The 26,856-nt window shown below is 53.5% G+C and carries 20 protein-coding genes; 4 read left to right on the top strand and 16 right to left on the bottom strand.

What is annotated here, in order from left to right; all coding sequences use genetic code 11:
• Nucleotides 1-258: 258 nt before the first annotated feature.
• The 4 genes from efeB to putP all read right to left on the bottom strand — a co-directional run bounded on the left by efeB (nucleotide 259) and on the right by putP (nucleotide 5,286).
• Nucleotides 259-1,539 carry an iron uptake transporter deferrochelatase/peroxidase subunit gene (gene efeB, locus ABVR31_RS08200; protein ID WP_166711604.1) on the bottom strand — a complete coding sequence of 427 codons (1,281 nt, stop codon included), beginning with the start codon at nucleotides 1,537-1,539 and terminating at the stop codon, nucleotides 259-261.
• 2 nt (nucleotides 1,540-1,541) lie between these two features.
• Nucleotides 1,542-2,660: an iron uptake system protein EfeO gene (gene efeO / locus ABVR31_RS08195; RefSeq protein WP_372772378.1), complete on the bottom strand. Its 1,119-nt coding sequence runs from the start codon at nucleotides 2,658-2,660 to the stop codon at nucleotides 1,542-1,544.
• Nucleotides 2,661-2,711: 51 nt separating this feature from the next.
• Nucleotides 2,712-3,545 (bottom strand): iron uptake transporter permease EfeU, encoded by an 834-nt coding sequence (efeU, locus tag ABVR31_RS08190; protein WP_021509909.1) that lies wholly within the window; start codon nucleotides 3,543-3,545, stop codon nucleotides 2,712-2,714.
• A gap of 256 nt (nucleotides 3,546-3,801) precedes the next feature.
• On the bottom strand, nucleotides 3,802-5,286 hold the full coding sequence (gene putP, locus ABVR31_RS08185; RefSeq protein WP_372772376.1) for a sodium/proline symporter PutP: 1,485 nt from the start codon (nucleotides 5,284-5,286) through the stop codon (nucleotides 3,802-3,804).
• 445 nt (nucleotides 5,287-5,731) lie between these two features.
• Here putP and putA point away from each other — a divergent pair, with 445 nt between their 5' ends.
• The gene (gene putA, locus ABVR31_RS08180; protein WP_372774002.1) at nucleotides 5,732-9,676 is read left to right on the top strand and encodes a trifunctional transcriptional regulator/proline dehydrogenase/L-glutamate gamma-semialdehyde dehydrogenase; all 3,945 of its coding nucleotides are present in this window, start codon (nucleotides 5,732-5,734) and stop codon (nucleotides 9,674-9,676) included.
• Between the two features lie 155 nt (nucleotides 9,677-9,831).
• On the opposite strand, the gene ABVR31_RS08175 is transcribed toward putA, so the two are convergent.
• The 8 genes from ABVR31_RS08175 to ABVR31_RS08140 all read right to left on the bottom strand — a co-directional run bounded on the left by ABVR31_RS08175 (nucleotide 9,832) and on the right by ABVR31_RS08140 (nucleotide 17,200).
• Nucleotides 9,832-10,914 carry an acyltransferase family protein gene (locus ABVR31_RS08175; protein WP_141495303.1) on the bottom strand — a complete coding sequence of 361 codons (1,083 nt, stop codon included), beginning with the start codon at nucleotides 10,912-10,914 and terminating at the stop codon, nucleotides 9,832-9,834.
• 412 nt (nucleotides 10,915-11,326) lie between these two features.
• Entirely contained in the window at nucleotides 11,327-12,079 is a 753-nt protein-coding gene (gene tcyN / locus ABVR31_RS08170) for an L-cystine ABC transporter ATP-binding protein TcyN (RefSeq protein ID WP_372772374.1), read from the bottom strand.
• Entirely contained in the window at nucleotides 12,076-12,744 is a 669-nt protein-coding gene (gene tcyL / locus ABVR31_RS08165; protein WP_058757420.1) for a cystine ABC transporter permease, read from the bottom strand. The genes tcyN and tcyL overlap by 4 nt, the downstream gene beginning before the upstream one ends.
• Nucleotides 12,744-13,544, bottom strand: coding sequence for a cystine ABC transporter substrate-binding protein (tcyJ, locus tag ABVR31_RS08160; protein ID WP_021509903.1), 801 nt, complete (start codon nucleotides 13,542-13,544; stop codon nucleotides 12,744-12,746). Before tcyJ ends, tcyL begins: the two co-directional genes overlap by 1 nt.
• Nucleotides 13,545-13,694: 150 nt before the next feature.
• Nucleotides 13,695-14,681: a D-cysteine desulfhydrase gene (locus ABVR31_RS08155; protein WP_150057838.1), complete on the bottom strand. Its 987-nt coding sequence runs from the start codon at nucleotides 14,679-14,681 to the stop codon at nucleotides 13,695-13,697.
• A gap of 131 nt (nucleotides 14,682-14,812) precedes the next feature.
• On the bottom strand, nucleotides 14,813-15,316 hold the full coding sequence (gene fliZ / locus ABVR31_RS08150; RefSeq protein WP_031280184.1) for a flagella biosynthesis regulatory protein FliZ: 504 nt from the start codon (nucleotides 15,314-15,316) through the stop codon (nucleotides 14,813-14,815).
• Nucleotides 15,317-15,365: 49 nt separating this feature from the next.
• Nucleotides 15,366-16,088 carry an RNA polymerase sigma factor FliA gene (locus ABVR31_RS08145; RefSeq protein ID WP_021509900.1) on the bottom strand — a complete coding sequence of 241 codons (723 nt, stop codon included), beginning with the start codon at nucleotides 16,086-16,088 and terminating at the stop codon, nucleotides 15,366-15,368.
• 143 nt (nucleotides 16,089-16,231) lie between these two features.
• Nucleotides 16,232-17,200, bottom strand: a complete 969-nt coding sequence (locus tag ABVR31_RS08140; protein ID WP_088517721.1) for an HNH endonuclease signature motif containing protein — start codon at nucleotides 17,198-17,200, stop codon at nucleotides 16,232-16,234.
• Nucleotides 17,201-17,520: 320 nt separating this feature from the next.
• On the opposite strand from ABVR31_RS08140, the gene rfbA reads away from it, so the two are divergent.
• From rfbA to rfbD, 3 genes are read left to right on the top strand one after another with little or no spacing between them, the layout of a single operon-like run.
• Nucleotides 17,521-18,387, top strand: coding sequence for a glucose-1-phosphate thymidylyltransferase RfbA (gene rfbA / locus ABVR31_RS08135; RefSeq protein ID WP_088517720.1), 867 nt, complete (start codon nucleotides 17,521-17,523; stop codon nucleotides 18,385-18,387).
• A 1-nt stretch (nucleotide 18,388) separates the two neighbouring features.
• On the top strand, nucleotides 18,389-18,937 hold the full coding sequence (gene rfbC, locus ABVR31_RS08130) for a dTDP-4-dehydrorhamnose 3,5-epimerase (protein ID WP_021509897.1): 549 nt from the start codon (nucleotides 18,389-18,391) through the stop codon (nucleotides 18,935-18,937).
• Complete coding sequence (gene rfbD, locus ABVR31_RS08125) at nucleotides 18,922-19,779, top strand: dTDP-4-dehydrorhamnose reductase (protein ID WP_372772371.1); 858 nt, start codon at nucleotides 18,922-18,924, stop codon at nucleotides 19,777-19,779. Before rfbC ends, rfbD begins: the two co-directional genes overlap by 16 nt.
• Before the next feature lie 64 nt (nucleotides 19,780-19,843).
• Here rfbD and ABVR31_RS08120 read toward each other — a convergent pair whose 3' ends face one another.
• Genes ABVR31_RS08120 through ABVR31_RS08105 form a run of 4 tightly spaced genes read right to left on the bottom strand, consistent with a single transcriptional unit; the run spans nucleotide 19,844 to nucleotide 26,854 of the window.
• The gene (locus tag ABVR31_RS08120) at nucleotides 19,844-24,856 is read right to left on the bottom strand and encodes a glycosyltransferase (RefSeq protein WP_372772369.1); all 5,013 of its coding nucleotides are present in this window, start codon (nucleotides 24,854-24,856) and stop codon (nucleotides 19,844-19,846) included.
• Nucleotides 24,847-25,509, bottom strand: a complete 663-nt coding sequence (locus ABVR31_RS08115) for an NTP transferase domain-containing protein (RefSeq protein WP_372772367.1) — start codon at nucleotides 25,507-25,509, stop codon at nucleotides 24,847-24,849. The genes ABVR31_RS08120 and ABVR31_RS08115 overlap by 10 nt, the downstream gene beginning before the upstream one ends.
• Nucleotides 25,485-26,090, bottom strand: a complete 606-nt coding sequence (locus ABVR31_RS08110) for an HAD family phosphatase (protein WP_336698401.1) — start codon at nucleotides 26,088-26,090, stop codon at nucleotides 25,485-25,487. Before ABVR31_RS08110 ends, ABVR31_RS08115 begins: the two co-directional genes overlap by 25 nt.
• Complete coding sequence (locus ABVR31_RS08105; RefSeq protein ID WP_336698399.1) at nucleotides 26,087-26,854, bottom strand: class I SAM-dependent methyltransferase; 768 nt, start codon at nucleotides 26,852-26,854, stop codon at nucleotides 26,087-26,089. The genes ABVR31_RS08110 and ABVR31_RS08105 overlap by 4 nt, the downstream gene beginning before the upstream one ends.
• Between the last annotated feature and the right edge of the window lie 2 nt (nucleotides 26,855-26,856).

Raw genomic sequence — 26,856 nt, 5'->3', positions numbered from 1 at the left:
CTATGACTAAAGTTCATCATATTTCCGCCGATTTGCAACACTATTTTTACTTTATGGCAAAGAAAACCCGCGCGGCGCAGCCTTAGCCCGGTGCGCTTAAATTAAATTAATATTACTATTCAGTAAGATAGGTAATTCAGAACTTAACAAACTGTTTCAGAAAATTCGGACGTCACAGCGAGACAGGAGAAATTTAAGGCGGGCTTAACAGCAGCGCCCGGCACCGCTAACGGCGGACAAGCGCTGTACATTAATTAATCAGGCTTCGAGCAACGGCTGCCCCAGATAATGATTTTTGTCCGCCACGCCGGGCAAAACAAAAAAGTATCCGCCGCCGATGGGACGAATATATTCTTCCAGCGCTTCGCCGTTGAGCCGTTTCTGCACGGTAATAAAGCCTTTGCTTAAATCGTGCTGATAACAGACGAACAGCAGTCCCATATCCAGCTGCCCTGCCCCGGTAATCCCCGAGGAATAGCTGTAGCCGCGCCGCAGCATCAGGCTGCTGTCGGTTTGCGGCGTGCGCGGATTGGCGAGCCGGATATGCGCATCCAGTGCGATGATCTCGCCGTCCGGATCGCGGGCGTAATCCGGCACGTCGTGCTCGTGCTGCATCCCCAGCGGCGCGCCGGACAACTTCTCACGACCAAAAATGGTTTGCTGCTCGCCCAGCGGCGTGCGGTCCCACATTTCAACGTGAAAACGGATGATGCGTACCGCCTGATAGCTGCCGCCGTGCGTCCACGCCGGTTCCTGCTGTTCTGGTGTCACCCACAGCAGCTGGTCCATCAACTGAGTATTGTGGGTATCCGGATTGGCGGTGCCATCCTTGAAACCCAGCAGGTTGATCGGCGTTTCGCGCCCTTTGCTGCGTGCAGCGTGATCGGCGATAAAGCCGTCGCGCCGCCAGCGCACCGCCAGCAGATCCGGCGTGTGCTTGATGATATCGCGCAGCGCGTGAATCACCGTATCCTGGGTATTGGCGCAGATCTGAATCAGCAGGTCGCCATGACACTGGGCGGCGTCGAGCGAATCGTTGGGAAAGCGTGTCATCGTCTGCAGCTGGCTGGGTTTATGCGCGGCCAGCCCGAAGCGCTCGTCGAACAGTGAATGCCCCACCGACAGCGTCAGGGTCAGGTTATCGGGCGCGATGTCCGCACCCAGGATGCCGGAGTCGAGCGGCGGCAGTTGCGGATTGGGCACCGCCGGCGCCGGTCCGCCCTGGGTGAGAAAGGCAAAGCGCTGCGTCAGCAGCCGCAGCAGGCGTTCCAGTTCGGCTTTATCACTGGCCAGCACATCAAACGCCACCAGCATCATAGATGCCTGCTGCGGCGTCAGAATGCCGGCCTGATGAGCGCCATAAAACGGTTGCGCCTGCTGGCGCGCGTCGGGTGCAACCGTGCCGGGTGAGAAACTCTCTGCCGCGCTGGCGGCATGGAACGGACAGCCGCCGCCCAGTGCCGCCGCGCCACCCAGCATGCCTAATCCCTGTAACAGACGACGACGCGACGGTTGCGCCGCGTCATTTTTTTTACTCATGATTAATCAAGACCTAAAGTGCCGCGCAGCAGGGAGAGATCTTCCGCCAGCGTGGTGATGGGCCCTTTCAGCGCATTGCGGTCGCTGGTGGTCAGCTTTTCATAGGAGGCAAAACCGTCTTTGGTGCGGTATTTGCTGAGAATGCCATCCACCTTCTTAAAGTTCGCGTCCACTTTCGCCAGCAGCTGCGGATTGGCTTTTTGCAGCAGAGGACGCAGCAGATCAACGATTTTCTGTGCGCCGTCGATATTGGCCTGAAAATCGGACAGATCGGTACGGCTGTAGCGATCTTCCTCACCGGAGATTTTGCTGGACGCTACCTCTTCAATCAGGCCTGCCGCGCCACCGACCACTTTCGCCGGCGGGAAGGCCAGCTCGCTGACGCGGGTTTGCAGATCCTGCACATCCTTATACAGCTGGTCAGCGAACGCGTCCGCGCCTTTGGTGGTGTTGTCTGCGAACAGCAGTTTTTCCAGCCGATGGAAGCCGGTAAATTTCGGATCTTCCGCTTTTTTCTCGAAGTCATCTTCACGCGCGTCAATACTGCCGTCGAGGTCAGAGAACAGTTCGGCAATCGGCTCGATGCGCTCGTAGTGGACGCGCGTCGGCGCATACAGCGCTTTGGCTTTTTCCACGTCACCGGCTTTTACCGCGTCGGTAAAGGCTTTGGTGCCGGCCACCAGCGCGCTCACCTCGCCCATCACGTAGACTTTGTAATCGGCAATCGGCCCGACCAGCTGCAACACGTCTGGCTTGCCGTTGCTGGCGGTTTTGCTGTCACCGCTGACCACCAGCTTGCCTTTCGGATTGGTGAGCAGGCCGCAGGTCATGTCATATTCACCCGCTTCCAGGTTGGCGGTGAGCTTCTGGCTGAAGCCAGGCGCGATGTTTTCGCGCTCTTCCACCACCATCACGCCTTTGAGGATTTCCCACTCCAGCGCTTTCTGGCTGTTGTTTTTGATGATGAACTGGGTTTTACCGGCCTGCACGTTGAGCGACATCGGCTCGCACTGCTTGTCAGTGACCGTCACCGTGACCTGCGGTACGGCAGCGGCAGAAGCGGCACCGGACAGCGCCAGCATGGAGAGCAACAGCGCCTTACGGCGTAAGCGAATCGTCATAGTCATATCCCTGTTACATGAAGGTACAGGCGCACGCGCGCCTGCGAAAAGTTAGCGCACCGACCGTGCGGCGCTGGGTGCCGGACGCGCCGGGAAGAAAAACAGCAGCAGCGCCGGGATCAGGTAAATCAGCCATACCGCGACTTCGCTGACGCTCGGCGCTTCCTGATAACCCAGAATGCCTTCCAGCAGCGTGCCAAAGATCGAATGGGTCGAGAGCGTGTTGCTGAAGTCAAACGCGGTCGCCTGGAAGTGGTTCCACAGTCCCGCCTCGTGGAAGGCGCGGATCGCCCCCGCCGCCAGACCGGCCGCCACCAGCAGGATGAACAGGCTGGTCCAGCGGAAGAAGTGCGCCATGTTAAGACGCACGCCGCCGTAGTAAATCAGCATGCCCAGCACGATAGCGGTCGCCAGACCCAGCACCGCGCCAATCGGCGGCGCATAACCGACATCCTGGGTGAAGGCCGCCAGCAGAAAGAACACCGACTCCAGCCCTTCACGCGCCACGGCGAGAAACACCATCAGCACCAGCGGCAACCCGCTGCCGCCCGGCTTCTGCAGCGCCTGATCGACGGATTTTTCCAGCGTGGCTTTGATATTGCGCGACACCTTGCGCATCCAGAACACCATCGAGGTGAGGATCACCACGGCAATCACCGCCACGATGCCCTCGAACAGCTCCTGCTGTTTCTGCGGGAACTCACCGGTGGTTTCGTTGATGAAAATACCGAGCGCGAGGCACAGCGCTGCAGCGATAAACACGCCGGCCCACATCGCGGGAAACCACTGGCTGCGCTGGGTGCGTTTGAGATAGCTGGCAATCAGGCTGACGATGAGTGCTGCCTCGAGACCTTCGCGCAGCATAATGAGAAAGGGAACGAACATCACCAACCTCTTGAATGTTAAGGAGGGTAAACCTTAGGTAAAAATACGTAAAGTGCGAACGATATCGATTATCATTATCGCGAATGAAAATACAAGTCACCGCGCGAAATTAATTTTGCTTTTGCGGGTCAGGGTGCGATGCGGGAAAGTCAGGGTGGAGTGACAGATTAGGCGATAAATCGCGCGCAGAGGACGTGACACTAACAGTGCGGGGAGCACGGCACACGCGCTCCCCGCTTTACTCAGGCCATCACCGTTATTTGGTGTTGTATTCCGCTTCGGCAGCAATAAAACGTTGCTGCGCTTCAGCCGACGGTTCGCGACCGGCCAGACTTACCAAGACAATCGCGATGCTGGCAAACAGGAAGCCCGGGATGATTTCATACAGATTGAGCCAGGCGTACTGCTTCCAGATCAGCACCGTGGCGGCACCGATAATCATGCCGGCCAGCGCGCCGTTGCGCGTCATGCGCTTCCAGCACACGCCGAACAGCACCACCGGACCGAATGCGGCACCAAAGCCTGCCCAGGCGTAGCTCACCAGGCCGAGCACGCGGTTCTCCGGGTTGGAGGCCAGCGCAATCGACACCAGCGCGATCACCAGCACCATTAAACGGCCAACCCATACCAGCTCTTTCTGGCTGGCATTTTTACGCAGGAAACCTTTATACAGGTCTTCGGTCAGTGCGCTCGAGCACACCAGCAGCTGACAGCTCAGGGTCGACATCACCGCCGCCAGAATAGCTGACAGCAGAATACCGGCGATCCACGGATTGAACAGAATACGTGCCAGCTCGATAAACACGCGCTCGCCGTTTTCGCTCACGCCCGCTGCCTGATCCGGATGGTTCTGGAAATAGGCGATGCCGAAGAAGCCCACCGCGACGGCACCGGCCAGGCACAGGATCATCCAGGCCATGCCGATGCGGCGTGCGGTACGGATTGAACGGTGCGAGTCTGCGGCCATGAAGCGCGCCAGAATATGCGGCTGGCCGAAGTAGCCAAGGCCCCAGCCGAGCAGTGAAATCACCGCCACGAAGTTCAGGCCCTTCAGCATATCGAGGTTTTCCAGGCTTTTCGCTTCAATCACGGCCAGCGAATCATCCAGGCCACCGACGGCGATAATCACAATCACCGGCGTCAGAATCAGGGCAAAAATCATCAGGCTGGCCTGTACGGTATCGGTCCAGCTCACCGCCAGGAAGCCACCCACCAGCGTATAAAGAATGGTTGCTGCCGCGCCAGCCCACAGCGCGGTTTCATAACTCATGCCGAAAGTGCTTTCAAACAGGCGCGCACCCGCCACGACGCCCGAGGCACAGTAAATGGTGAAGAAGATTAGGATGACCAGTGCCGAGATGACGCGCAGAATTTTGCTGTGGTCTTCGAAGCGGCTGGTGAAAAAGTCTGGCAGGGTTAAAGCGTTATTGTGATGCTCGGTCTGCACGCGCAGGCGACCCGCAACAATTTTCCAGTTCAGCCACGCGCCAATCGTCAGGCCGATGGCAATCCAGCTCTCAGAGATCCCGGAGAGAAAAATCGCGCCCGGCAGTCCCATCAGCAGCCAGCCGCTCATGTCCGAGGCCCCGGCCGACAGCGCGGTCACCACGCTGCCCAGGCTGCGACCGCCCAGAATATAGTCGTCAAAGTTTTTGGTTGAGCGGTACGCGATAAAACCAATCAACACCATCCCGAGGATGTAAATGATAAATGTCACCAGCATCGGTGTACTTACTGTCATCTGTCTCTCCACTTATTATTTGATCTCTTAAGAGAAATCTTTTTCCTGCGTTACCGGAACGGGATAACGTCAGGGCTTTACCGCATCCAGAGAAAGCGATTTCTCATAAGGCGCGGTATCCTGCCGCAAAGGTGCGACGCGCACAATGCATTTAACACAGCTGTTACCTGGGTTTCACCTGACTTTGCGTTTTTCATGCTCACAGGTTGCGCCTGTTCACATTTTAAGTTGCACCTGATATCAGCCAGGAGGCGTCCTGTTGCAGTGGGTTGCAACTCTGGCGAGATTCTTGCAGCAAGTTCTGTGCCGCTTTTGCTGCGTTAACAAAAAAGCCGGTTAAAAACGTGCAACCGGGGTCACATTTAACACGGTTGCACAAAGTTGCAACATGAGTGATAGTGCAGCCCACGCTGAAGTTGATTCACACTTTGAGGACGAGGAAATCATGGGAACCACCACCATGGGGGTGAAGCTGGATGAAGCCACCCGCGATCGCATTAAACTGGCGGCGCAAAAGATTGACCGCACGCCACACTGGCTGATCAAGCAGGCAATTTTTAACTATCTCGGCCAGCTGGAAGCGGGAGAAACGCTGGCGGAGATCCCGCTGCAGCTGAATGATGCCGCAGACGATGAGCGCGTACAGGAAGAGAGTTTCCAGCCTTTCCTCGACTTCGCCGAACACATTTTGCCGCAGTCGGTCAGCCGCTCGGCCATTACCGCCGCGTGGCGTCGTCCGGAGACCGATGCGGTGCCGATGCTGCTGGAGCAGGCGCGTCTCCCTGCCCCGCTGGCAGAGAAAACCCACCAGCTGGCATACAGCCTGGCGGACAAGCTAAGGCACCAAAAAGGGGCAACCGGACGCGCCGGCATGGTGCAAAGCCTGCTGCAGGAGTTCTCGCTCTCGTCGCAGGAAGGCGTGGCGCTGATGTGCCTGGCGGAAGCGCTACTGCGTATTCCTGACAAGCCCACCCGCGATGCGCTGATCCGCGATAAAATCAGCAACGGCAACTGGCAGTCCCATCTGGGCCGCAGCCCGTCGATGTTCGTCAACGCCGCCACCTGGGGCCTGCTGTTTACCGGGCGTCTGGTCTCCACGCACAATGAAGCCAACCTGTCGAAATCGCTGAACCGCATCATCGGCAAGAGCGGCGAACCGCTGATCCGCAAAGGCGTGGATATGGCGATGCGCCTGATGGGCGAACAGTTCGTCACCGGCGAAACCATCGCCGAGGCGCTGGCCAACGCGCGCAAGCTGGAAGAGAAAGGCTTCCGCTACTCGTATGACATGCTGGGCGAAGCGGCACTCACCGCCAGCGATGCCAAAGCCTATCTGATCTCCTATCAGCAGGCGATTCACGCCATTGGTAAAGCCTCCAACGGGCGCGGCATTTATGAAGGTCCGGGCATTTCCATCAAGCTGTCGGCGCTGCATCCGCGCTACAGCCGCGCGCAGTATGAGCGGGTGATGGAAGAACTTTACCCGATCCTGAAATCGCTGACGCTGCTGGCGCGCTCGTATGACATCGGCATCAACATCGATGCCGAAGAAGCCGATCGCCTGGAGCTGTCGCTCGATCTGCTGGAAAAACTCTGTTTTGAGCCGGAGCTGGAAGGCTGGAACGGCATCGGTTTCGTGATTCAGGCTTATCAGAAGCGCTGTCCGTTTGTGATTGATGCGCTGGTGGATCTGGCGCAGCGCAGCCGCCGTCGTCTGATGATCCGTCTGGTGAAAGGCGCTTACTGGGATAGCGAAATCAAACGCGCGCAGATGGAAGGCCTCGAAGGCTATCCGGTTTACACCCGCAAGGTGTACACCGACATCTCCTACCTCGCCTGTGCGCGTAAACTGCTGGCGGTGCCTAACCTGATTTATCCGCAGTTTGCCACCCACAACGCCCACACGCTGGCGGCGATCTACCAGCTGGCGGGCAACAACTACTATCCTGGCCAGTACGAGTTCCAGTGCCTGCACGGCATGGGCGAACCGCTGTACGAGCAGGTAGTGGGCAAAGTGGCCGATGGCAAGCTGAACCGGCCGTGCCGGATTTATGCGCCGGTCGGTACCCACGAAACGCTGCTGGCCTACCTGGTGCGTCGCCTGCTGGAAAACGGCGCCAATACCTCGTTCGTCAACCGCATCGCTGACAACACGCTGCCGATTGACGAGCTGGTGGCCGATCCGGTGGCTGCAGTAGAAAAAATGGGTGTCGCAGAAGGCGCCATTGGCCTGCCGCATCCGAAGATTCCGCTGCCGCGCGATCTGTATGGCGACAAGCGTGTTAACTCTGCCGGTCTGGATCTGGCCAACGAACACCGCCTGGCGTCGCTCTCCAGCGCCCTGCTCTCCAGCGCCAGCCAGCCGTGGCAGGCTCAGCCGATCATTGATGGCGAGCTGGGTAGCGGCAGCAGCCGCGCGGTGATCAACCCGGCCACGCCGGCGGATATCGTCGGCAGCGTGCGGGAAGCCACCCCTGAAGAGGTCTCCTGTGCGCTGGATGCCGCGGTGAATGCCGGACCGATCTGGTTCGCCACGCCGCCGCAGGAGCGCGCCGCGATCCTTGAGCGTGCCGCCCAGGCGATGGAAGATCAGATGCAGCAGCTGATCGGTTTGCTGGTACGTGAGGCAGGCAAAACCTACAACAACGCCATTGCCGAAGTGCGCGAAGCGGTGGACTTCCTCTATTACTACGCCGGCATGGTGCGTGACGATTTCGATAACGAAACCCATCGCCCGCTCGGTCCGGTAGTGTGCATCAGCCCGTGGAACTTCCCGCTGGCGATCTTCACCGGCCAGATTGCCGCCGCCCTGGCAGCGGGCAACAGCGTGCTGGCGAAACCCGCCGAGCAGACGCCGCTGATTGCCGCGCAGGCGGTGCAGATTATGCTGGATGCCGGCGTACCGGCCGGCGTGCTGCAACTGCTGCCCGGTCAGGGCGAAACGGTGGGTGCGCAGCTGACCGGCGACGAGCGGGTGCGCGGCGTGATGTTCACCGGCTCAACCGCAGTCGCCACCCTGCTGCAGCGCAACCTGGCTGGGCGCCTCGATCCGCAGGGTCGCCCGACGCCGCTGATCGCCGAAACCGGCGGCATGAATGCCATGATCGTCGACTCTTCAGCGCTCACCGAACAGGTGGTGGTAGATATCGTGGCGTCCGCGTTTGACAGCGCCGGCCAGCGCTGCTCGGCGCTGCGTCTGCTGTGCATCCAGGACGATGTGGCTGACCACACGCTGAAGATGCTGCGTGGTGCCATGGCCGAATGCCGCATGGGCAATCCGGAGCGTCTGTCGACCGACGTCGGTCCGGTGATCGACGCTGAAGCCAAAGCCAACATCGAGCGTCATATCCAGGCGATGCGCAATAAAGGCTTTACTGTGTATCAGGCGGTGCAGGAGCATCCGCAGGACAGCAAAGAGTGGCACAGCGGCACCTTTATCAAACCGACGCTGATTGAGCTCGACCAGGTCAGCGATCTGGATAAAGAGGTGTTCGGTCCGGTGCTGCACGTGGTGCGCTTTGCGCGCAACAACCTGCCGCAGCTGATTGAGCAGATCAACGCCTCGGGCTATGGCCTGACGCTCGGCGTGCATACCCGAATCGATGAAACCATTGCGCAGGTGACGGCCGGGGCGAAAGTCGGCAACCTGTACGTTAACCGTAACATGGTTGGCGCGGTGGTTGGCGTGCAGCCGTTCGGTGGCGAAGGCCTGTCGGGCACCGGTCCGAAAGCCGGCGGTCCGCTCTATCTCTACCGCCTGCTGGCCCATCGTCCGGACGGTGCCCTGCGCATTACCTTTGATCGTCAGGATGCCGAACGGCCGGTGGACAGCAGCGTGCGCACCACGCTGCTGAGCGCGCATCAGGCATTGCAGAGCTGGGCACAGGATAAGCCGGAGCTGCTGGCGCTGTGTCAGCGTTACGCTGCGCTGAGCCAGGCCGGGACCGTGCGACTGCTGCCAGGCCCGACCGGTGAGCGCAATACCTTTACGCTGCTGCCGCGCGATCGGGTACTGTGTATCGCGGACAATCAGCAGGATGCACTGATTCAGCTGGCGGCGGTCACCAGCGTCGGTAGCCAGGCACTGTGGCAGGATGACGAACTGCACCGGACGCTGCGCCAGTCGCTGCCGGCCGCGGTGCAGGCACGCATCACGCTGGCGAAAGATGTGCTGACGGCAGAGTTTGATGCGGTGATCTATCACGGCGATGCCGATCAGCTGCGCAGCCTGTGCGAACAGATTGCCGCCCGCGAAGGTGCGATTGTGTCCGTGCAGGGCTTTGCCCGCGGCGAGACCAATCTGCTGCTGGAACGTCTGCTGATTGAGCGCTCGCTGAGCGTCAATACCGCCGCCGCTGGCGGCAACGCCAGCCTGATGACTATCGGTTAAGTAAAGCAGGATCGCCATGGATGGCGTAATGGAGATCGGTGAAGGACACCGCAAGTTGCAATAAGGCCGTAGCGGCGCTATTCATTGTGCGATGAATCGCGCCGCTACGAAACGTGCCGTCGTTTTTGTACCACTTTAAACCTTATCAGCGCACATCATGCCACCGACTTACTGCGTTTCAAACCAATCAGCGTCGGGAACACAAACAGTGACTGCCCCAGCCCGCGGTTGGTCAGTGACCACACCGCCACCGAACACAGCGAACAGATACCGACAATTGCCAGCGGATAGAAGCACGCCCACAGCAGCGCAAACCACGCCTGCTCAAACAGATGATGGCGCTGCGCAAACAGAATCGCTGACATGCCGAAGAACTCAATAAAAATGCGGTGGATAACGTAGATCTGTAGCGTGTTGCGGCCAATCCAGTTGAAGTAACGCATGCTGAAGTGCGCGTTGAGCCAGCGGCACGCCGCCACGCTCACCAGCACCGCGATGATGCACATAAACAGGCTCTTATCGAGGCCAAAAATCACGTGCAGACCGGACAGCGCCGCCAGCGCGGCCCACGGCAGAAGGTTCTCGCGGCGCAGCTGACTCAGGCGCAACATCAGCGGGCTCCAGAACGCGCCCAGCAGGAAGAACAGGAAATACTGTGCCACGCTCTGCGGTCCCCAGTAGGGAATGATCTTCTCCACCGCCAGATAATTCAGCACCACCGCCGCCACCAGCAGCGCCACTTTGTGATGACGGAAGATTTTGGCGCACAGGAAGTAGATCGCCAGACCGTACAGGTACCACGAGGTACTCATCGCCAGGAAGGTCAGCTTAAGGAACTCCAGCAGCGAACCGGCGTAAGCCGCGTTGAGGTTCTGCGAGATACGCTGGCCGGTGATTTCAGTCGAAATGCCGACAATCGACCACCACTGAATAAAGCCCCACAGCACATAGAGATAGAACAGATTGGTAATGCGGCTGGTAAATACCTGTTTCCACGGTCGGTTGAGAATGCCGTTGGTGGCAAGCAGGCCGGAGACGAAGAAAAAGGCGGGCATACGCAACGGTGATAACACCGTATTAAACTGCACCCATATTTCCGCCGGGATCCAGCCGGCGCTGAGATATTTAACCGTGCCTTCAAAGCCGGGTAATACGGTGTGATACAGCACCACCAGCAATATGCACACCCCTTTCAGGGTATTCACCCATGCAATATCTTCTTTCCTGGCGTTATTCATATTTTTGACTCCTGCTGCGGTGTAGGTCTTAAAGGAGAAGAATGAAGAAACAGGCAGTGAAGCCTTTATGGTTATTCAACGATTATTCAACAAGCAGCAGGGGCTGACTCTAGCGAAACTCCTAAAACTTTTTCGCTGGTCCTGATATAACAATACTTTACAGTACCAGAGATAAATTGACCGCCCGGCGGGTTAGCCGTGAATAGCTGTTATTTAAGCCTTCATGGCATAAATTGACGGTGCGCCGCGCACGTAATGCCGCGTGGAAATTAAGAACATTCCGCAGCGGAGTAAACCAGCATTAATTATATCGCCGGGAAATAAATTTATTAATGCGTCAAAAAGGTAAGCGCGGTATTTAATATTTTGCTAGAGGAAAAATAATTCGGGCCAGCGAACCGGCCCGGAGAGATTATTGATTGAGAAACTTGTCGAGAAATTGCCGGGTGCGTGCCTGCTGCGGATTGCTGAACAGCGCTTTAGCCGGGCCCTGCTCCACAATACGCCCCTGATCCATAAAGATGGCGCGATCGGCGACGTCACGCGCGAAGCTCATCTCATGCGTAACGATCACCATAGTGCGTTTCTCCTGCGCCAGCGCGCGGATGGTGCTGAGCACCTCGCCCACCAGTTCAGGATCCAGCGCCGAGGTTGGCTCATCGAACAGAATCACCTGCGGACGCATCGCCAGCGCCCGGGCAATTGCGACGCGCTGCTGCTGACCGCCGGAAAGCCGGCGTGGAAAACTCTCTTCCTTACCGTGCAGACCAACCTTCTCCAGCAGCGTGCGCGCGCGCGCAATGGCTTCCGCCTTCGCTTCGCCTTTGACGATCACCGGCCCTTCAATGATGTTCTCCAGCACCGAACGGTGCGGGAACAGGTTGAAGCTCTGGAACACAAAGCCGACCTGCTGGCGCAGCTGCCGCACTTTATCCTTCTGCTTATGCAGGCCGAGGCTGGCGTCGATGCTGATGTCACCGACTTTGACCTGGCCGCTTTCCGGAACTTCCAGCAGATTAATACTGCGCAGCAGCGTGGTTTTGCCTGAGCCGCTCGGACCGATGATCGCCACCACTTCGCCGGGCGCGACATCGAGGTCGATACCGTGCAGCACCGTCTGGCCGTGAAACTGTTTCACCAGCTGACGGACTTCAATTGCACTCATCTTGCCTCCCGATCCTGACGATTGACGTGCGCTTCCAGCCGGTTTTGCAGCGCCGACAGCACCGTGGCCATCACCCAGTAAATCAGCGAGGCCGCCAGATACATGGTGAACACTTCCAGCGTGCGCGAGGTGATCAGCTGCGCCTGCCGGAACAGCTCCGGCACCTGAATGGTGGCCGCCAGCGAGGTATCTTTCACCAGGCTGATAAAGCTGTTACCGAGCGGCGGCAGCGCGGTGCGCGCCGCCTGCGGCAGAATAACGCGACGCAGCGTCTGCCACGGCGTCATGCCGATACTGGCCGCAGCTTCCCACTGACCGCGCTCAATAGCCGCAATCGCGCCACGCAGCGATTCCGAGGCATAGGCCGCGGTGTTAAGTGACAAACCAATCATCGCCGATGGAATCGGGTCGAGCTCAATGCCAAACTGCGGCAGACCGTAGTAGATCATAAACAGCTGGGCAATCAGCGGCGTGCCGCGAAAGATCGACACATAAAAACGCGCCAGCCAGTTAACCGGCCAGAAGCGTGACAGGCGCATCAGCGCCAGCACGAAGCCGAGTATCAGGCCGAAGAACATCCCGCCGATACTCAGCTGCAGCGTGAACAGCGCGCCCTTCAGCAGAAAAGGTGCTGAATCCAGCACCAGCTGTAAACTTTCCTGCATTATTTCGTGACGTCCGCGCCGAACCACTTCTCAGACAGCTTGCTCAGCGAGCCATCCTTCTGCATGTCGGCAATGGCACCATCAATCGCTTTCAGCAGCGATTCATTGCCTTTACGCAGTGCCACGCCCGCTTCCAGACGGGAGAAGGCCGGGCCCGCCACCGCCATGGTATTGCCGGTTTTCTTCACCAGATCCAGCGCGGCTAAGCGGTCGACCAGAATGGCATCCACGCGGCCTGAACGCAGATCCTGATATTTGGTCGGGTCATCGTCATAGGTACGGATATCGACGCCTTTGACGTTGTCGCGCAGCCACTGCTCATAGTTAGAACCGAGACCCACGCCGACTTTCTTGCCGGACAGATCTTCCGGTTTGGTGATGGAGCCCGCGTTTTTCTTCAGCGTCAGCGCCTGCACGCCGGAGATGGTGTACGGCGTGGAGAAATCATACTTCTTCTTGCGCTCGTCGGAGATGGTCACCTGGTTGATCACCACGTCGATACGTTTGGAATCCAGCGAGGCCAGCATGCCGTCCCATTTGGTCGGTTTGAGATCCGCTTTCACGCCGAGGTGTTTTGCCAGCTCCTGGGCAAACTCGACTTCAAAACCGGTCAGCTTGCCGTTTTCATCCTGGAAGCTGAACGGCGGATAGGTGCCTTCCAGCCCGACGCGCAGCTCACCTTTGCTCTTGACCTGCGCCAGCAAATCTTCTGCCGCAAAGCTTTTTACGTTCACGCCCGCCACCAGTGCGACCGCCATCATTCCCATCACCAGCTGGCGACGAATCGGAGAGAAAGCCATGTTTACCCCATTATTGTGATGTGTTGTGTGCTTATGGTTAATTAACGCACATTTTGGGCGCGGCGTGCTTTATCTCGCAATAAAGGGTGCCGCTCCGGCATGTGCTCTTTGTAATAACCGCTGGATTATAAACCTTTTTTTGCTGCTGTCTCATACCGAAGGATGATAAGCAAATAACGCCGGTGCGCCGCCGGTATGCACAAACAGCAACGGCCCTTCCCGGCGGAAACGGTTCTGGCTGATGCCATCGATCAGACCCGCCATCGCTTTGCCGGTGTAGACCGGGTCGAGCATAATGCCCTCCAGCCGCGCCAGCAGGCGCACTGCTTCCATGCCTTCGTCATTGGGTTCGCCGTAGCGCGGCGCAAAATAGTCATCCCACAGGGTTATCGGCGCACGTGCTTCCAGCTCCAGCTGCTGTGCCAGCGCGCTGCGAATGCGCTCCACCACCGGCAGCTGCGCCTCGACCTTGCGCGACACCGTCACGCCCACCAACTCGCTATTCGGCAGCAGCTGTTCCAGACCGACCGCCAGCCCGGCATGCGTCCCGGCACTGCCCGACGCCACCACCACCGCAGCGAAATCCACCACGCCTTCGCTTTGATGGGCGATCTCCTGCGCGCATTCGACGTAGCCGAGTGCGCCAAGCGCATTCGAGCCGCCCACCGGCACAATGTAAGGCCGGAAGCCCTGCGCTTCCAGCCGTTCTGCCTGCTCTGCCAGCTGCTGCGGCGGATTGTGCAGCGCATCAACCATCACGACCTCGACATCCATCAGGTCCAGCAGCAGGCGGTTGCCGTTGCTCAGGTAGTTGGCGGCGTCGGTGCCAATCGGGTTCTCCAGCAGCGCCACGCATTTCAGGCCCAGACGTGCCGCCACGGCTGCCGTCTGGCGCACGTGGTTGGACTGGATCGCACCGGCGGTCAGCAGCACATCGGCACCTTCACGCAGCGCATCGGCCGCGAGAAACTCCAGTTTACGCAGCTTGTTACCGCCCAGCGCCACCGGCGTGACGTCATCACGTTTAATAAAGATATCGCGTCCGAGGTAATCAGACAGGCGTGGCAAATGCTCTAACGGCGTCGGTGCGCCAAGCAGTTCAAGACGGGGAAACTGGTGCAGAAGATGTAAGGACAATGCAGCCTCCATTCGGGCAATGTGCAGTTATCCCTACAGTGTTGCAGAAGATGAGAAAAGTCGCATCCGGAATTGATCGCGACGCGCCCCGGTTGCTGGCATGCTCACCAGTAACCGGGGTTGAATCACCCTTAGCCGCGCTGCCAGCCTAAGAACTGGTCATATTTGCGCAGTGCAATACGGTAGTTATTGTTGCCCGCATCGGGCAGATCGTTTTGCAGACACTCATGCCAGCTGTTGCCCCGTAACCTTTCTGCCGGGAAATTTTTCGCTTTCAGCATGTCATCAAGACGACGCAGACGCACCACATATTCACGAATGGTACTGTGACTCATCTCGGTCTGCTCAAACAGATATTGTTTGAACGCCATGATATCGAAGTAATTCGGATGGGTATTACAAAAAATATCGCTGCAGAAACGGCACAGCGCCGTCAGTTCCGGCTGGAGTTTCATCCATACCTGATCGTCAATCATCTGATCCATGCGTGCGATGGCCTCTTTGTTGATGATCTGGCCGCGGAACACTAACGCCATACGGTCTAAAACTTTGCCACAGTGTGAACAGTTGCTTTGGCTGTGTTTGTAGTCTTTAAGGTAGCGACTTAACGGTCTGGCTTTAACTTTGGCTCCCATTGCTGAGTCCCCGGTTTTTTTATTTTTGGTTCCCCAGGAACTGAGTCTGTTAGCGCGCTCCCGTCAAACGGGCCCGCAGGCGTTTGATCGCCTGACTGTGCAACTGGCTGACGCGGGATTCCCCCACTTCCAGCACCGCGCCAATCTCTTTCAGGTTCAGTTCTTCCTGGTAGTACAGTGTGAGCACCAATTTTTCGCGTTCAGGCAACGCCTCAATCGCTTCAATCACGCGTTCACGCAGGTTTCCTTCCATTAACTGATGCAACGGGTTGGCTTCCTCATGCCCCTCCGTGACCAGTTCCGCACTGTCGCCGTGTTCTTCCCGATACTCGTCGTACGAGAAAAGCTGGCTGTTATTGGTATCCAGCAGAATCTGCCGGTACTCTTCCAGCGAAACATTCAACCGCTCAGCCACTTCCTGCTCGGTAGCCGCGCGCCCCAACGCTTGCTCTACCTGATGCATAGCGCCGGCCACCTCGCGCGCATTACGACGTACGCTGCGTGGTGCCCAGTCGCGGCTGCGCAGCTCATCCAGCATTGCGCCCCGGATACGCTGCACGGCGTAGGTGGTAAAGGCGGTGCCCTGCAGCGCGTCATAGCGCTCCACGGCATTCAGTAAGCCAATACCACCGGCCTGCAGCAGATCGTCAAGCTCAACGCTGGCTGGCAAACGCACCTGCAGGCGCAGCGCTTCATGCCGCACCAGAGGAACGTAGCGCTGCCAGAGCGAATGTTTATCCATCACGCCATCGGCGGTATAGAGATCGTTCACGTTGACTACCCTGCGTTAATAAAGTTATCGGCATGATTATCCAATTCTGTAGCGGTTTCGATTGGCAGAATAGGCAGGCAAAAGCGAGGTTATTTCAAATTTGTTATGGATGGCGGTGGATCGCACCGCCATTGTGCGCAGGTTCAGCGCAGATTACGCAGCCGCTGCCTTGTGCCAGGCGGGACGGCGTCCCACAGCGCACAGGTTTTGCCCTCAAGCGCCTGATAAAAAGGGCTAATGGACTCGTCGCATTCCAGCGCGGAATTAAACAGCACCTGACCGGTTTCTGCGTCAATGCTAATCATTTTGTTGATAAACAGCCGCTGCAGGTCGCTGCGCAGGAACAGGCCATTGTCGACGCTGTTATCCGCCAGAAAGCCCTCTTCATTCTCCTGGGTGTCGATATGGCAGGCTTCCACCCACGGCCAGCTGTGGCGCTCGGTTAAGCGCGTGCCGGTAATAATGCAGGCACCATAGCGCGCTTTCACCGCCGCGCTGAACTCCGCCTGGCTGGCGCGCTGGAACACTTTCGCCTTGACGCGCCGCCCCACTTCAGTACCCGGCATCACCGCGCTGGGCATTTTCTGCTGCGGCGTGCTGAGCACCACTAAGAACTGGATCTTGCGCGACAGCGGGAAACAGGGATGCGCCTGCGGATCAAACAGCTGCCAGTACTCATCCTCTTCGGTCTGACGCATCAGTACCAGCTTAAAACCGCGGCTGTTGAGCAGGTTTTGCGCTTCTGCCGAGCGGGGATCGAGCATCGCGTACACCCGGGTTTCGCCGATCACTTTCCAGCGTCCGCTTTTACGCGCTTCATCGTTACGACGAAAATAGAGAAACGCCTGCTGGTTTTTAAGGTAATGCTCGAAGCGGCGCAGGTAGTTTTTGCGCTCGTTATCGTCGGAGACGAACAGCAGATCCTCCAGCGGACTGTTCAGCTCCTCCTGCGCAAACAGCGCGCGGATCACCAGGTTGCGGTAGCTGGTTGACGGGCTGAGCAACCCGCGGGCGGTGAGCTCCTTCTCCTCCGGATGCTGCTGCGCATAGCGCAGCGCGATCTCATCGAAGGTCAGTTGCTCACCCGGTAACAAGTCATAATTGAAGCGCATAGACACCCCAGAAACAGGAAAAATAGAGCGTAAAAATTGGAATGATTCTGAAGAGGGTTATCGGCAGTTCTCACCCAGGCTGTAACAGGATGGTTACTTTTTTGAGGTTATGATGCGCAAGGGGAAATCGTCTGCCGCGCAACAGCCCAATTTGATTTAGCTCAGCAGGAATGCCCACGCGCTGCTTTTCTCTCCTTGCGCTTATCCCCGGCAATGCCCGCTTTTTTATCGGTTATTCGCGCCATCAATTATTCCTGCGCGCTCGTATGCTCACAGCATGACTCTGTGGAGAGCAGAGACGCGTAATAAGGAAGGCAATGATGAAAGGTATAGTGCTGGCGGGCGGGACAGGTTCCCGCCTGCATCCTGTAACCTGCGGCGTATCGAAGCAGTTGTTACCAGTTTATGACAAACCGATGATTTACTATCCACTTTCGGTGCTGATGCTGGCAGGCATTCGTGACATCCTGGTGATTACTACCGCTGAAGATCTGGCGGGATTCCAGCGTTTGCTGGGCGACGGCAGCCATTTCGGCGTCAATCTGCAGTTCGCGGTGCAGCCATCGCCCGATGGCCTGGCGCAGGCGTTTATCATCGGTGAGTCTTTTATTGCCGGTGAGCGCTGCGCATTAGTGCTGGGCGATAACATTTTCTTTGGGCAAAGCTTTGGTAAAAAGCTCGAAGACGTGGTTGCGCGGCCGCAGGGCGCTACGGTGTTTGGCTATCAGGTGATGGATCCCGAGCGCTTCGGCGTGGTGGAGTTTGATAAGCAGTTCCGCGCGCTGTCCATTGAAGAAAAACCGCCACAGCCAAAATCGAACTATGCCGTCACCGGCCTCTATTTTTACGATAAAAACGTCTGCGCCATGGCGCGGGAAGTTCGCCCTTCTCCCCGCGGCGAGCTGGAAATTACCACCCTCAATCAGATGTATCTCGACGATGGGTTGCTCAACGTCGAAGTGCTGGGACGTGGCTTTGCCTGGCTCGACACCGGTACCCACGAGAGCTTACTCGAAGCGTCACACTTCATTCATACCATTGAAAAGCGCCAGGGCTTCAAAATTGCCTGTCTGGAAGAGATCGCCTGGCGCAAGCGCTGGATTGGCAGCGAATCGCTGCTGAAGCGCGCCGCTTATCTCGGCAAAACGCAGTATGGTCACTATCTGAAGATGCTGGTGGAGGAGTGAGATGGAGGTCATCACCACGAAAATTGCTGATGTCAAAATTATCCAGCCTAAAGTGTTTGGCGATGCCCGCGGCTTCTTCCTCGAAACCTTTGAGAAGCGGCGTTATCAGCAACTGCTGGATATCGACCTGGATTTTGTGCAGGACAACTACTCCCGTTCAGCGCGTAACGTGCTACGCGGGCTGCATTTTCAGAAAACCCAGCCGCAAGGCAAACTGGTGCGCGTGGTACGCGGCGCGGTATTTGACGTTGCCGTCGATATCCGTGCGGATTCGCCCACCTTTGGCCAATGGACCGGGCTGGAGCTGTCTGAAGAGAACAAAACCCAGCTGTGGATCCCGCCGGGTCTGGCACACGGTTTTGTGGTGCTCTCCGAGGTCGCTGACTTCGAATACAAATGTACTGATTACTACAACCCACAGGATGAAGCCTGCCTGATGTGGAATGACGCTGAAATTGCGGTGCAATGGCCGGTAGCGACGCCTCTGCTATCGGTAAAAGATCAACAAGGACTCTCCCTGCAGGAGTTAGTGCAATGCGCGTTTTGTTAACCGGTGCTTATGGCCAGCTTGGCCGTTGTTTACTGGATCGGGTGCCGGCAGAGTGGATCCTGCTGGCCTGTGGCTCTGCCGAGTTAGATATTACCGACCGCCCGGCGGTGGAACGGGTGGTGAAGAAATTCCGTCCCGATGTGATCATCAATGCCGCCGCGTATACCGCGGTTGATAAGGCAGAAACCGACCGTATCCGCGCCATGAAGGTCAACGCCATCGGCCCGGAAAATCTCGCCATCGCCGCTCACCAGCAGGGCGCCCGCTTGATTCATCTCTCCACCGATTACGTGTTTGATGGCAGTAAAAAAACGCCTTATACCGAAAGCGATCTGCCCTGCCCGATCAATTTCTACGGCCTGAGCAAATGGGAGGGTGAGAAACGCGTATTCTCCGTGCTGCCGGACGCCTTAGTGATTCGCACCTCGTGGGTGTTCAGTGAGTACGGTGCAAATTTTGTCAAAACCATGCTGCGGCTGGCAGAAACCCGCAGCGAAATCAGCGTGGTGAACGATCAGTTTGGCTGCCCGACCTATGCCGGCGATCTGGCACAGGCGATTATCACCCTGGCATCCCGCGCGGAAGCCGCCGGCGTTTATCACTACTGTGGCGATGTGGCGGTCAGCTGGTGCGAATTCGCCCAGGCGATTTTTGTGGTCGCGCAGCGGGATGTGCTGGTGAAAGGGATTGGCAGTGCGCAATATCCGATGGCGGCGGCAAGGCCGGCAAACAGCGTACTGAATACCGCGCGGATAGCGGCGCTGGGGATTGAGGCATCGGACTGGCAAAATAAACTTACCGGAGATTTTTTTCCTCAGAGTGAAAGTTCAGCTATCGCCTGATAACGCGATAGTTGATTTGCTTCATGCATAAAAAAACCCGGATTAAACCGGGTTTTTTATTCACTTAATCAGGCAACCAGAGCTTTGCCCACTGCCTTAACGGTTCGCCCGTCAACAGCCAGTCACTTCTTACTGCCTCGCGCAGCGCATCACCCATACGCCAAGACGTTTCACAATCGTTCAGGTGCATTTCGATAGCTTCAACCCAGTCTTTATAACGGTTACGCACTAAAGTCACTGGCAGGTTATAGCGATAACACTCAACGTCGCTTGCAATGACTGGAAAACCACAGGCGCCATATTCAAGCAGACGTAAATTACTCTTACAGCGGTTAAATAAATTATCTTCAACCGGCGCTATAGCCAGATCAAGATTCAACGATGCTAATTTTTCTGGATACGCATCGATATCAACACCGGTATGGTATTCATGAATATAAGGTCGTAACCTGGGCGGACACATTCCCATGAACACCCATTCAACTCTATCCGACAATGCGCGAACCACATCCACCATCATCTCCAGGTCACCTGTATGGCTGGCACCACCAGCCCATCCAACTCTTGGTTTTCTGCCCTGACCACGCAAAGAGCTCAGGCTTCCCCATTGATTAACTGGTAAACGGTTTTCAGCAACTCGAATATCAGGATGATAGCCGGAAAAAGCGTCAGCCAGCACAGGTGTGGAAACGACAAAGCGATCGACCATACTCAGGCTTTTCCGGATCGATTTAACAATATCTTTCGGCATATCCACACGGTGCATATTTTTAACCGGCAGATTGGGAAGATAATCATCCAGTTCAAACACCTTAAACGCTCGTGAAAACTTCTTCAATCTGGCGATCCAGTCATGCGCTTCAGGTGTAATCTGGCGCTGAAGTATAATGCTGTCAGCATCGTACTGTGTAAGCTGAGGCAAATTGATGAGTAAACGAGAAAGTTTACCTTGTACCAATCCAGCTTCTTCCATCGCCTCAAATGGTTTGATTATTCGATAATAACCGCAGCCGCTTAAGTCAGCCATATGTGCCATCACTGTAGGTGCTGCCCTCCAGAAGACAGGCTTCCACGTATAGCTGCTGTCATCAAGCAATTCAAAACCTTCACCACCCAGGGTTAGATTCGCGTTGTAAGAAGGATCTTTCGCGATGAGCGGTAACCATTTTTCGTACATCAAATCCTGTTCACCAGTAAAGCGTTTAATCTTCGCGTCCTGTGTTGCTTTGTCGACTTTCTTCTGACTAACGCTTCCTTCATGCATGACAGTCGCATAAGGTGTCCAGACCGTCAGATACCCTTGTTCACGCACTTTCAGACAGAAATCAACATCATTATATGAAACACGAAAACGCTCTTCATCAAGTCCACCGACAGCCTGATAAACGTCTTTTCTCACCATCATGCAAGCGGCAGTGACAGTAGTATAATTTTGATCAGCGATGAGCCTGTTCAAATAACCTTTATCATCACCAGGTCTGCCGATAAATGGATGATCGGCCGGGCCTCTTAGTCCTAACACTACCCCTGCATGCTGGATCCGGCCATTAGGGTAAAGAAGTTTAGCACCTACAATTCCTACTTCAGGACGCTGGGCGTGATTCAGCATATTTTCCAGCCAATCGTTCTGGATAATTGCTGTATCATTATTCAAAAGAACAATATATTCACCCCGTGCGGCTTCAACCGCCAGGTTATTAATAGATGAATAGTTAAACGGATAAGGATAGGAAAGCACACGTATGCGAGCAGGGTCGACTTGTGCAATACCTTTCAACCACTCCTGCGTTTCGATTAACTCACTATTGTTATCGACAATGATAATTTCATAATTCAGATAACTGGTTTTTTCCAGCAACGTTGTCACGCAAGTAATTAATATTGGCAATTGATCTTTAGTTGGAATAATAATCGAAACTAAAGGTGTATGCGTAACATTATATTTTAGTCGCCAGACTCCAGGAGAATGACTCTCTACCGCTGCATTTTCATAACCCCGTTGTAATAAATGCTTTTCCAGCACCTGCTGTTGTTCTATACAAGAGCGCAGGACATAGGGTTTACGCATAATGAAAGGCTCGTCAAGATGACCTACGACCCCGATGCCTTTACATTCAATGATTCGGGTAATATATTCGAACTGGAATGCATCTGACCAATCAGATGAGAACCCATCCAATTCAATGAATGTTTCTCTTTTAAATAACCAGTGATCAGCCATAATTCCTGGAATACTAAGCAATAAATCCAGGTTAAAGTCAGGATGAAAAGCCAGACTACTCACTTTTTCATCCTGAATCAGGACAGCATCACCATAAACTGCAGCACAATTTGTTGCTAATGGGAGCTGTAATTTAGCAATTATTGCACCGTTATCGGTTAGCTTTTCTCCCGCATTTAGGATAATGAACCAGTCACTGGCATATTCGCTTATTAATTTATTAATCTCTTCTGCAATTTCTTTATGAGCGCAATTCACAACAACAACACTGTCATTCAACGTCAGTTTATTATCACTCACGTTAAGTATTAACGGCTGCAATTTAAGCGATCTATGTCTGGAATCCAATTCCTTTAGGTTTTCTAATGTTTCAATAAGATTGTCATCTGCATCCTTAACGACAACCAGACAACTTATATAAGTCATCTGTGCTGTTTCCAGCTCGTATTCGGAAATGAAGTGAGCCTGAGCATTAGAAGGTTTTCGTGCTGCCAGCCAACCATCCAAACCTGAATCATTTTCGGTTATTTCATCCAGCATTATTTGTGATGAACGCATGGAGAAAACAACATTTTTAATAAAATCTCTTGCAGTTGGGATGCCTGAACTACTCAAAATACGTACATTCGCTACCCCACTGTCATCGGGCACAAATGGCAGCATCAGAACACGGTCGAATATATTATCTATGACTTCTTCTTTAATGACCCGACCATTAACTTCAATCTGAGTGATGAAAGGAAAATGATCATATTCCGCGCGATCAAAAAGTGAGACATTCAGCCACACGCTAGCTTCTACAGGTTTAATCCCCAGAATAGCGGGTGTTAACCTAAAATGTGCATTATTATCTACTTTAAACCAATGCTGACCTGGATTGCGTACGACTCCATTTAATGGAGTAACATTTAATTTAACAGTGTCCCAGGCTTTTTCCAGGAAATTTTCATCATCATTATTGCTGATAAAATTACCTACATCATGCATATGCATTAAAGCAAGCGCAATTTCGTTGTCAGTGCGCATCACCAGTCGGCTAAATTTACCACGTGCCATTTCGCGCAATCCCTGCGTAATCTGATGAGCGCTCGCAGGAATTTTTGACTGATCAGCATTGATCATGAGAACTGCATGATGACGATTAACTTTCTGATCTCGTTTGTGATGCCAGTCCTGTAGATCTGTAAAATCTGCATTTACATCTATGATTGTAAATCGCGCAAATGCGAGCCAATCGCTAATTTGCGAGGCAAGGCGTTTTTTATACTTAAAGTCACTATTATCGCCATAAATGATTACATCCAGCGCTGGCTGCTGTACGATTGCTGTTGCAACACGATTAATAGAACATCCGTCCTGAAAATCACCATGTAAGAACGCTGTGCGGTCCGCCTGAGCGCGACGGCAAAGTTTATCATGAAGCCGGAACGCATCCTTCAGATGTGCTATAAAAGTTTTTTCATCATTGAATTGAAGTCCGATATCTCGCCATGCATTACCTGGTGCATTAGGGTTATATTCCCAGTGGGCAACCTTCGCATCTGCAGAATACAGAATAATGGGCCGATCCAATGTCATAAATTCATAAATTAATGATGATGCATCAGCAAGTAAAATGTCTGCTTCTGCAAAACTGGTAGCGATACTTGCTTCGGGATCATCAATCAGTTCGACCAAAGGATCTTGTTGTGATTGTTCACGCCACTTATTCATTAAGTCACGAAAAATAGCTTTATCGACAACAAAACTATGCTCATGTTGCACAATTGCAGGATGAGGCTTTATTATAATTCTGGAATCAGGATAAATATTTCGAATGAGGTCAACGACTCGCTCACCGAAAAAAACGGCGGCACTGATTTCTGGATTATAGGTTGGCGCGAATAATATTGTTGGATTGACATTATTTATCTTTTTCTTTTCAATTTGAAAGACCTGATCAACCCAGGAGTTTCCTGTAATAATGAATCCTTTACGAGGCAGCACATTTGATTGCAGAGTATCTTCAATATCCCAGGGACTGCCACACATATAGTCAGCATAGTTATATTGACTTTCTGCAAATCCATAACGTGTAACAGAGCCATGCCTCATACCAATTAATTGTACATTATGAGCATCGCAATAATCACGCCAGAACTCAACAGACCAGCCATCGGCAACTGCAATGACATCTGGCTTAAATGAGAGAACTTCATCAATAGATAGTGTCACAATGCTTTGGCTAAACATTTTAGCCAACGGTTTTAAAGAGCGAAAATGGAATGGCATACTGCCAAAACAAGCCACCTTCAGAGAATCGTTCTTACCCTGAAAAATTTGCGGTGATGGCAAACGAAACGCAACACATAACTTTTCATCAGCTGACTTTAAATATGACTCAAACTCAAAACCAATCAATCCAGCAATAGCACGGCATGAGCGAACTTCTTTTTCACTACCTGAAAGTAGTAAAACACCGTTATCACTCAGTAATGACGCCACTCTTAATAGAATTTGCAACTGTGCTTTTTCATCACCATAGCTTGCTAAACTCTGGGAAAGGGCTATGCAATCAAACTTTTCTTTCGAACTAAAAGTCAAAACGTCCTGATTTATCAAATCGATATTATTCAGATTTAATTGTTTGATTTTAGATGATAAAAAGTTAATATTCGGAATGCGATTATCAATAATGACAACCTTCTCGAAATGGACTGCCGCTTCAATAGCCAGATCACTATAACCAGCACTGAAATCAGCAAAACTTCTCTTACGCCCAGGGATACTCTGTAAATCGAAAAAAGTCATGTTAACGATATCGCTAGAATGATCGTCTGACAGGGAATGAGGTTTTTCTCCAGTGATTAATGACATAAATCCCTCCAACCATGAACCATAATATCTTTAGCCATATCCAGATCCTGAATTGTGTCAATATCAAATGCATTGATATTAAAAGCAGCCATAGGTAGAAAAGACGTCAGAGCCTCATAAACATATAGTGGCTCATTAACAACAACTTCAGGCTTGATTATTGCGATACCTGTCCATTCATACGCGCATGTCGTCTCTCTTGTAAATAAATCAACTTCGCCATCTTTATTAAGACATGCTCGTACGCCATCACTTGTTGTATACTCAGAAATGCCTATCAATGTCTCATGCTGCTGGGTTGCAGCCATAAATTTCTCAAAGCTTTCATCTTGAATCACTGTGTCAGCATCGATAATTAAAAAACGCTCTTTTAAATGACGTGACACACACCATATACTTTGCAATGTATTGGTTTTCATATAATCAGGATTACGCACTAACAGGCAATCGGGACGGATTCGTTTTGCTTCTCTGATAACATCTTCTTCCTGAAAACCAACCACTATCCAGACATTTTCAATGTTTTTTAGACGTTCAAGATGATAGTTGAGTAACGTCTTCCCTGCCACCTCAACCATACACTTTGCGCGGTTCAGCCCCAGACGTGAACCAATACCTGCTGCACTTATTACAGCGTGTTTAATAGACGACATAGTGCACCTCCGTCGTAAATTATAAAATCGCTAAGCTTACACAAAATTTTGTTAGGCTCATGGGTAGCACCAAATGCGATCCGCCAGTCAGCTTCTTCGAACATTGGAACGTCATTCATACCTTCTCCGACGGCAATGATTCGATCAAATCGACTCCGTAATTGTCGAATCGCATCAGATTTATTGAGTATATGACTCACGCCACAAAGCTGACTTTGATCATTCAGTTCAGCGATGGATGTAAAGCTTTGTATTCCCAGTTTATCTAATAACGGCTTTACCCAAATATCTAAGTTACCCGTTACCACAAAGCATTGGTCAGGATGATTTCTGATGAAATCGAGAACTTCTGGCTGGAATTCAACGCGTGTTTCCAAAGCCTCATGAATCCATGCAACATTGGAATCCTTTAATAAACGGACCCGCAACTTGAAAGATTTTTCGAATGGAATAAGCCCGGCAATTGTCGCCTCAGTCAAAACCGAAATTTCATCCTCCAGTCCGACCGAAGTAGCTATTAAAGGTAATAGTTCCTGGCGAGTAAGAGTACCGTCTAAATCAAAGCAATAGGCTGTGTTCATTTATCCCCCCGGTGACTAATGAGCGTATAAAGTTGCTGGGTCTCTTTGCGATTAGCAAGTTCATCACCGAACGGGGACTTCCATTCGAGGCATGAGAAAACATCAGAAGGAAATGCAAATTGCAATATCGCATCCATTTCAGTTGTGGTGCGGTAAATGGCGGAATAGTTCTGTTTTAATTCTTCCGAGTAAAATTCTTTAAGCGTCAGTCGCTCATCTGTAGCCAATGGCTCACGTAAATAAATACGGCCATGTTTAGCACATAGTCTGGCAGCATGGCTTAGCACTGCATAACAATCAGCATCATTTAAATAAAGCATTAGTCCGGAGATAATAATCATATCAAACGGAGGCGTGAGGCTCAGATGCTCATCCTGTATATCCGTAACTGACATGAGTTGAAACCTCGCATTAGGGACTTGCCTAAGGCGTGCGTGTTCAACTGCTTGCGTGATGAGTGAAGCAGAGAAATCAACTCCGAGATATTCAATTTTTGGTGAGATTTCGGCGAAAAACCAGCTCCATCGCCCTATTCCACAGCCAAGCTCAATTACGCGTTTTGGGAGAGAAGATGAAATATGCTCGGCTAAAATTACCTTTTCTGCACGATCTCTTTCTGCCACAAGTTGAGGCTGATTATCCTGATACATCGTGGCGCTAAGTGGGTTAATGTAATTAGCGTTACCACGGCCATCAAAAAATTCCTGGGTGGACTTATAGTTTATGTCAACGGCAATAGCGTTGATTCGATTATCATTGCTCATGA

Source organism: Pantoea sp. WEP (assembly GCF_041678305.1).
GTDB lineage: Bacteria > Pseudomonadota > Gammaproteobacteria > Enterobacterales > Enterobacteriaceae > Pantoea > Pantoea dispersa.
This window is presented reverse-complemented; position numbering and strand designations above follow the sequence as displayed.